Below are 8,400 nucleotides of genomic sequence, written 5' to 3'. Positions count from 1 at the left end.
AGGATTAGCATTATTAAAAGGTAGTTACTAAAATTTACTGAAATTTAGTAACTACCATAAAAGTACCGGAAGAACCGTTAAAAGTCAAAAATGAGGAGTTAAAAATAACTCTGCATCTCCCAACTGATAACTTAATGACTCATAACTCCTAACTCATAACTCATAACTCATAACTTCTAACTCTTAACTCCTGCAAGATTCAATTCCTTTGCGGTTTCAAAGAAGAAAGCGACATTTTCTTCGGGAGTTTCTGGAAGGACACCATGACCCAGATTGAGAATATGACCCCAATTACCAGCTTTGCGAACGGTATCGAGAATGCGATCGCGGATAAACTGTTTAGAACCGAATAGCACGCCTGGGTCAAGATTTCCTTGAACTTTGACTTGCTTACCCAATCTTGCCCGTGCATCTGCCATATCCACTGCCCAGTCTACACTGACAATATCAGCGCCAGATTGTGCCATTCTTTCCAACACACCCGCACTACCGCTAACTAGCAAAATCAATGGTGTATCGGGATGGGTTTGTTTGACTTGCTGGAAAACTCGTTGCTGATAGGGGAGAGCAAAGGTGTCATAATCTTGAGGACTCAATTGACCCGCCCAAGAATCGAACATTTGCACAACTTGAGCGCCAGAGTCAATTTGGTAGCGGGCATAGATGGCGATCGCATCTGCTAATTTAGTTAGCAGTTGATGCAGTATCGTCGGATCTGAGAATGCCATGTTTTTGATGATGGAGTAGGTTTTAGAACCTTTTCCCTCAACTGCATAAGCTGCTAATGTCCACGGCGCACCCACAAAGCCTAACACTGTTGATTTATCGCCTACTTCAGAACGCAAAGCTTGTAAAATTGTCTTGATAAATGGTAGAGCTGCTTCTGGTTCTAAGGGATGCAGACGATCAATTTGTTCTTGAGTGCGGAGGGGGGAGTGAATGATTGGCCCTTTACCTTCCGCAATATCCATGTCAATGCCCAAACCAGGTAATGGGGTGACAATATCAGAAAATAAAATTACTCCATCTGGTTGGAAGGCTTTCCACGGTTGCAAGGAAACTTCAATTGCTACATCTGGAATTTCCGAGCGATCGCGAAACGAAGGATACTTCTCTCTTAAGTCTCGATATGCTTTCATATATCGTCCCGCTTGTCGCATCATCCATACAGGGGGACGATCTACTACTTCACCGCGAGCAGCCCGTAAGAGATGAGGAGTTGTTGAAGGAAGACCCATTTATCACTTCATCCTAAGTCACAATTTTTATGCCACTGTTTAGCTTATCATTCTAGGATTACGCTTTTTCAACAGGTTGGCAGCAAAAGGGTAATGGTAGGGCAAACGCATCTAAATTGATTGCTCTCGATCGCAACTAAGTTAAGAAACAACGAAAAAATCAGCATTTCTCGTTTGGTTTAGTTTCCAAGTCTCAAAGCGATGTCTACGATGGAATACACCTAAAGCTTTAGCAACAAGCATCGGCTAATGAGGTTTTATTTGCAATATACTGCTCTTATTGACATAATGCAGCCGCCCTGCACAACCTATTGAACACTCATTAATAGAGCTTCTATCACTAAATATATTTCAATTATCTAACTAAGTAGAAATAAAAAATGTTTTCAAAGTTTTATATATAAATATAAACTTAAATATTAAAAAATAATGAGATTAAAAATACGTTCTTCAGGGATTTTCTTTCTCATGAATGATTTAGGATTACTAGAGTAGCCTCTTATCTTTTGGAAGTCTAAAAACGATTCGTACTGCATAAAGAATGCTGTGATATCGTCGCCAAGCTGTAAAAAGTAAAAAATGTATATCGAAGCACAACCTCGATACACATCATTCAAGGACTTTCAACAGGTATCCTGATAATCGCAACTAAGGTTAAAAAATTATTTATAAAGTAAAAATAAAATTTCTGTAGGGAAGCCACTGCGTTGGGTGATACGCACTTGTACCCCTAGGGGGAAGCAAGCTATGCTCTTAACATTTCCAAAAGCTAGCAACTGTCGTTGTGTTAGGTATATATCTATGACGGGCGACTCTTAACCCTTTAGCAATAAGCTTAAGTTAATGAGATTAGTTCCGAGTTTATTGACAATTTACCGCTATTATTGACATAATAAACTCCCTTTTAGAGAGTGGTAAATAATAGAAAATAGGGACTGACGAGTGAGAAATAGGATAAAACAAGAATCAATATTTAACTGAGGAGTGGGCATTACCCATTCTCCCCATATCTTCTTAATCTCCCTATTCCCTCGCTACCCTAATTTCTTATGGAAACTGACTCTAATAGTCCTGATCGTGTTGGGTCTGCTAAAAACGAGCTTAATTCAGGAAACTTTTTGATTCTGCGATCGCAGCGACAAAGGTTCTTTATTCAGTTTACCTTAATGACCCTGATTGGATGGGTTGTGGGTGGCGTTGCCAGTATCGCCTTAGAGAAAATTATTCTCCAAAACTTACCGGGTATTGCTCTCCAGACACAAACATGGAGTATTTTGGTCAGAAGTCTCAGTAATGTTGTATTTGCCGTAATTTTTGCTGCTGACCAAGCCCTGATTGTTTACCGATATTTACCGGGTTTACAATGGCTATTTGCGACTAGCGTCGGTTGGCTGATTGCCAACGGTGTTTCTACAGCCTGGATTAACTATATTTCATCCATAGCCTCATCATCACCTGAAGAAACTTTTATTTTCGGATTTTTATCTGCGATCGCATATATAATTTCGGGTGTTTGGCTAGGGCTTTGCCAATGGCTGGTACTGAGACGATATACAGCAGGTATTTGGTGGTGGAATTTTCTACCCTCAATTTCTTTCTTACTAATTACTATTTTGGTTTGGATGCTTTTTCTGGTGCAAAATCTGATTCCAGAAGCAAGCCGTAATTTCATATTGTATTGGAGTGGACAAGGGCTTACGGCAGTCATACTGGGAGCTATACCAGCAATTGGTTTGTGTACATTAAAAAGAAATCCACATCGCTAAACTAGAGTTTCTTCAGGATTTTCATTTGTCATCCCAAATAAGTTCTAAACGTTCTTGTGCTGCCTTGAGTGCTTTTTCGGCAGACTCACCTAGTAATGTCGCCTCAATCGCTCGACCCAGACTGTCAGAAAGACGACTATATCCAGCAATAATTGGTCGAGGAAGTGATACAGATATCTGGTCCATAAATACTTTTAAAACAGGTTTTTTGCTAATAAATTCCTTAAAAGCTTCACTTTGACCAGCTTTGATATTAACTGGTAAAAAACCCGTTCCGACACTCCATTCTTTTTGAAACTCTTCACTCAAAACATACTCTAAAAATTTGAGTGCTGCTTTCTCTCTTGCTGGCGTGGTCTTCATTAGATACAATATTCCCGTCGCTGTCACCGTAGCAGGCTCAACACTCGCAGGTATAGGGAAAACTTGATAATCAACATTAGACTTCATGATGTAAGTCCAAGGCCCTGTGATTTGCATCGCAACTCGGCCCGCGATAAAAGCATCCTCTTCATAACCACGTTCAGGAGGCGAAAGCGTTACTGATCCATCTTTCATGAGGTTTTGCCAGAATTGCAAAGCACTAATAGCTGCCTGATTCGTTAAATTCGGACGGTTATTTGTCACTACCTCGCCGCCAGCACCTAATAAAAAAGGAAACCAACTAAAGACAGTCCATTCTCCCTTTCCTAAAGGCAGCAACATTCCGTACTGTTCAGGTTTATTATCACCATTCCGATCTATGGTCAGTTTTTTGGCGACTTCCCTTAACTCTTCCCAAGTTTTAGGAATTTGCGTAATTCCCGCAGCTTGAAAAAGTTTAGGTCGGTAAAAAATTCCTAGATTGCTCGTGTAAAGTGGAATTGACCAAAGATGACCGTCTAATTTTAATTCCTCCAATAGGTTGGGGCTAATTTCCGACTTCAATGGCAATTTGTCCAGCCATTCTTCTAAAGGTCGAATTGCCCCTAGTTCCATAAACTGACCTGTCAATTGAGGATCGAATGACAGAATATCTGGAGGTGTATTGCCCACAACTGCTGTTAATATTTTTGGCAATTGGGGTTGACCTATGAAGATAGATTCTACTTGGATATCAGTATGAGTTTGATTAAATTTATTTACTAGTTTGTTAAACACATCCCGATTAGCAGGAGGATTTATGGATTGCCATAAACTCAAATTAATTACTCTATCATTATTCTGGAATGTCCCCTGACAACCAGATAAGAACATTAAAAATATACTCAGAATAATTCCTACCAACGAAAGCCGCCAAGCAGAATGGGTCGTCTGGCGGAAAGTTTTTTGAATTTGGGATTTGAAAAGAGTAGATTTCATGCCAAGTAGTTAATCAATTGCATTATTTGAAGGATGAAAAGTAAAATATATAATTATGAAGAATAAAGGATAATTGAAGGCTTCATAGATAAATTAATAATGAGACTAAAAACTCCGTATGCAAGTATTTATGTTTATATATTTAATCTATTTTTATATGTGTTGAGTATCTATGAATTTACTCTTCCTAAAATACACCATAATGTAGGCAATTTGATGAAGGTTAAATTGCTTACCTCTCAAATGTTCAAACTTATGTAAAGCATTCTGATCCCGATTACCTGTGAGGTTGGTCAAACTTTGCGACTAAGACCCAAGTGTGACCAACCTTTATTTTGTGCAGGTTCGAAATAATTGGTATAATAATTTTTCCAATAACCGTAGTTACTCATCAGCATTATAATTATACCATTAGCGAGAACGCTGTCATAGAGAGTATTTGGGTTGTTTTATCCAAAATATTGAATCTCTAGCTGATGTATGGTAATTTTACACGTAAGAGTTGAGGTCAGTTTTGTAACTAAACTCTGAGATAAGAGAACTATTAAGCATCGACCTCTATCACAGTATCTGCTTGGTAGCTTACAGAAGAACTATTCATAGACTCTTCTGTATTCAGCTTTTATTTATAAGTGACTTATAACTCTTCATTTATAGACTAGCTGGGCAACTAAGTTGAATAAATAGTTATGCCTAAATAAGGACAGTAGCAAGCATGAACTCCCAAGATAAGGTTTTACAAACCAGCCTGACTGACAATATTGACTATCCTGAATTCTGTTTAAAAGCTAGCTTGAATTCTTCCATATTTAAAGATTTTCGTCGCAATGAAATATACAAGATCGCATTAGAACACGACGACTTCGGTCAAGGCTTAGAGTATCTGGAAGCAACCAAAAATTCTTCTTCTAAGGTATTGAGCAAGATTAATGAATTTCTTAAAAATGATCGGATTGGCAATCCTATAGTTTTTGATTACGAGGGCATTGGTACAATCGCACCACCTACCCTACGATACATAAAAATTTTGTCAGATTTAGAATCTGAATTTGGCACTCTAGACAACTTAAATATATGTGAAATCGGAGTTGGTTATGGAGGGCTATGTAGAATTGTCAGTAGTTATTTTAAGGTAAAAACCTATACGTTGGTTGATCTAAAACCAGTGCTAATGCTAGCCCAAAGATATTTAGATCATTACCCATTAAACACGACACTAGTCTATAAGACAATGAATGAATTATTTAAAGAGAATTATGATCTTGTAATTAGCAATTATGCCTTCACGGAACTGAGGCGAGAAATACAAGATATTTATCTAGAAAAGGTGTTTCTTTCTGCCACTAAAGGTTATATTACGTACAATGAAATCAATCCAGAAGATTTTAATTCATATACAAAAGAAGAGTTAATTAAAATCATTCCTACAATCAGAGTCAATAAAGAAGTTGGCATATTAGACCCTGAAGATTGTACTTTAGTCTGGTAAAAAAAATACCGGATTTATCCAAATTGAATAAAACTTAGGCAGATATTTAACAGACCAATACATAACTCAAAAATTAAGTGACATCCTTCTAAAAGTATTGGGCTGTTAAATATTATTCAACCCTTCTTAAACCACACCGCAGTGTAGTCAATTCGATGCAAGTTAAAATTCTCCTCTTTCAAACGCTCAAAGTCATGTAAGGCTTTTTGACAACCATCCCAATGTCCATAGTCATCCACCTGAATCATCCCATTAATAACAACGCTATCATAGAGCGTATTGAAGATATCCATTGTTGATTCATACCAGTCTCCATCAGCGTGCATAAAAGCAATATTGCCTATCTCTGATTTATATTGAGGCAATGTATTAGCAAACAAACCCTTAACAGGTACAACAATATCTTGGACTTTTAACAATTGACAAATCGCTTGTATATTTTCTCCAATTGGAGCTTTTAAAGTGCCAACTCCAAACCCAGTTTCATTTGCAGGTATTCCATTATATATATCTATTTCCGTCGGTTCGGGCATTCCTTCAAAAGTATCACATGCATAAAGTAGACGTGGGCGCAAGCTGTATCGCTTAATTACGGATGCTAAAAGTGCTGCTGCTCCCCCTTTATAACTTCCACATTCAACAAAATTTCCGGGAATATCTTCTATACAAATTTTTTTTGCTAGAGAGTAAAGTGAAAATAAGCGTATTTCGCCCAATAAGGTATAAGGTCGGATAGCAGTAATAATTTCCATAAATTCATTTACTGAATCTGATGATAATTCACTTACATGATAGTTTTGCAAATGCTCTGGTACACTCCAATTAACATTTGGATCTGGCTGATGTTGGACTGGCTCAATATTGCCACGCCAAGCAACTCCCATAATCTGTCTTGTTTGATAAATCATTGTGTTCCACCCTTTTTGCTTTAAGTAATCTAAGCCTTGGGTAACATCGGGAGAATTTAAGTTATTAAATAGAATAAAAGCTTCTGTCTCTGCTAATTGTTCGCAGATAATTGCATAATTGAGTGGATTTATAGCTTCATTAGTTCCGTCAATAAAAATCAACGACCACTTGCGTTGTAATTGTTCGGCTAACTCCTCTATTATTTGTGGAATATTACTACTTACTAGATTAACTGAGTCCAGGACACCTGCACATCGCAAAGAGTTAGTTACACTTTCATGAATATCTTTTCTGACTAATAGAGCATCAATTACATCTAATTTTACTCCTGCTAATGCCAGATGACAGACAGACCAACCATACCAACAGCCAATAGCTAAAGCTTTTTTATCCCTAAACTTATGAGCAGTATTATAAAGAATATGTGCTTCATCCCGACTGAGAAATCCTACATCTGTTTCTCTTTTATCTACATACAGATTATGAGGAATTTCATGCTTTAGAGAATGCAAATCAGAAGTATTTATATCTTCTACAATCATATTGGGAAAACATTTATCTGGTTTGATAATTTCAAGCCCAACTGAAACATAATCTCCATCTGCTAACAATGTTCTGTCAATAAATTCTATCGTTTCTTTATTCATGATTCATTTTTCCTTAAATATCGTAATTTTTGCTGCAAAATTCGCTGCTAACCCCATGCCTATTACTGTGATGCAGTATTAGATATACACAGTTACTGATTGATGGCTTACTAATAATCAAACTTGCTAAAATCGTCAATTATCTGAATATAGTTTTTGATGATGTAACTAAAATCAAAATTTTCTCTGACATGTTCTACAATTTCTTGGCGAAAAGATTTATTTTTCTCAATTAAATCAATAATTGTGTCACAAACAATTTTTTTATTTTCAGCGGTAGCATTAGTTAATATATCATCTGGCAAAACTTTAATAAACTCTTTGGAGTGTAAGTTAGCACTAGCAGATTCTGAAACAACGACACATAAACCTGCCGCCATTGCTTCTAGTACTACAAGCGGTGCAATTTCTCCATTACTAATTAAAACTAAACAATTATAAGCTGTGAGATTATTATAAACTTGTTTTAAGCCCCAGATACCTAAATGTTTTGTCGTGGTTCCTTCTTTAAAATTAGGGTCATCTAAAGGCCCAACAAAATCTAATCCTAACTTGCCATCAATCGTTTCTGCTAGCAATCTTTGTTGCTTTCTCGGTTGAATCCAACCCAAACAAATAGCTTTATTATTTCCTTCTTCTTTGAAATTCAATTTTTGAGTATCAATACCGTTTATTTGCACTGATATGTATCCAGAATAGCCTGCTTTAATAAAAATGTTTTTTGTTGGATTAGAAAGGGCAATTATCCCAGGTGCATTTAGGTAATGTTGAAATCCTTCCTTAAAATCTTCTTCCCATTTATCTTGTTTAAAAAAATAGCCATTATGACAACTAAAACAATATTTTTGCTCTAGGCTTTTATTGAATTGACTAGCAAATTCATAGGCGTGTAAATGTACAAAATCATAATTTCCATTATTGATTTTATCTATAACTCCATTAACATCTTTATTATTAAAAATATCTACTTGATGTCCAAGCTTATCTAAAAAATATTTATACTCTTGGAT

Annotated in this window: 6 protein-coding genes; 2 read left to right on the top strand and 4 right to left on the bottom strand. The window is 36.6% G+C overall.

Features of this window, described 5'->3' with window-relative positions:
- Window positions 1-176 precede the first annotated feature (176 nt).
- The gene (hemE, locus tag G1O98_RS34925; protein ID WP_163938415.1) at window positions 177-1,238 is read right to left on the bottom strand and encodes a uroporphyrinogen decarboxylase; all 1,062 of its coding nucleotides are present in this window, start codon (window positions 1,236-1,238) and stop codon (window positions 177-179) included.
- 1,049 nt (window positions 1,239-2,287) lie between these two features.
- On the opposite strand from hemE, the gene G1O98_RS34920 reads away from it, so the two are divergent.
- Window positions 2,288-3,004 (top strand): hypothetical protein, encoded by a 717-nt coding sequence (locus tag G1O98_RS34920; protein WP_163938412.1) that lies wholly within the window; start codon window positions 2,288-2,290, stop codon window positions 3,002-3,004.
- Between the two features lie 21 nt (window positions 3,005-3,025).
- Here the strand turns inward: G1O98_RS34920 and G1O98_RS34915 are convergent, their stop codons facing one another.
- Window positions 3,026-4,345, bottom strand: a complete 1,320-nt coding sequence (locus G1O98_RS34915) for an ABC transporter substrate-binding protein (RefSeq protein WP_163938408.1) — start codon at window positions 4,343-4,345, stop codon at window positions 3,026-3,028.
- A gap of 715 nt (window positions 4,346-5,060) precedes the next feature.
- On the opposite strand from G1O98_RS34915, the gene G1O98_RS34910 reads away from it, so the two are divergent.
- Window positions 5,061-5,834, top strand: coding sequence for a putative sugar O-methyltransferase (locus G1O98_RS34910; protein ID WP_163938405.1), 774 nt, complete (start codon window positions 5,061-5,063; stop codon window positions 5,832-5,834).
- A gap of 116 nt (window positions 5,835-5,950) precedes the next feature.
- Here the strand turns inward: G1O98_RS34910 and G1O98_RS34905 are convergent, their stop codons facing one another.
- Together G1O98_RS34905 and G1O98_RS34900 are read right to left on the bottom strand one after the other, a co-directional pair.
- A complete protein-coding gene (locus tag G1O98_RS34905; RefSeq protein ID WP_163938402.1) occupies window positions 5,951-7,390 on the bottom strand; it encodes a TylF/MycF/NovP-related O-methyltransferase in 1,440 nt (479 codons plus the stop codon).
- Window positions 7,391-7,500: 110 nt separating this feature from the next.
- A partial coding sequence (locus tag G1O98_RS34900; protein WP_163938399.1) for a glycosyltransferase family 4 protein occupies window positions 7,501-8,400 on the bottom strand: 900 nt, incomplete at its 5' end.

It is taken from the genome of Nostoc sp. UIC 10630 (assembly GCF_010747425.1).
Lineage (GTDB): Bacteria > Cyanobacteriota > Cyanobacteriia > Cyanobacteriales > Nostocaceae > Nostoc.
Note: the sequence above shows the minus strand (reverse complement) of the source record. Positions and strands in the feature narration are given on the sequence as shown.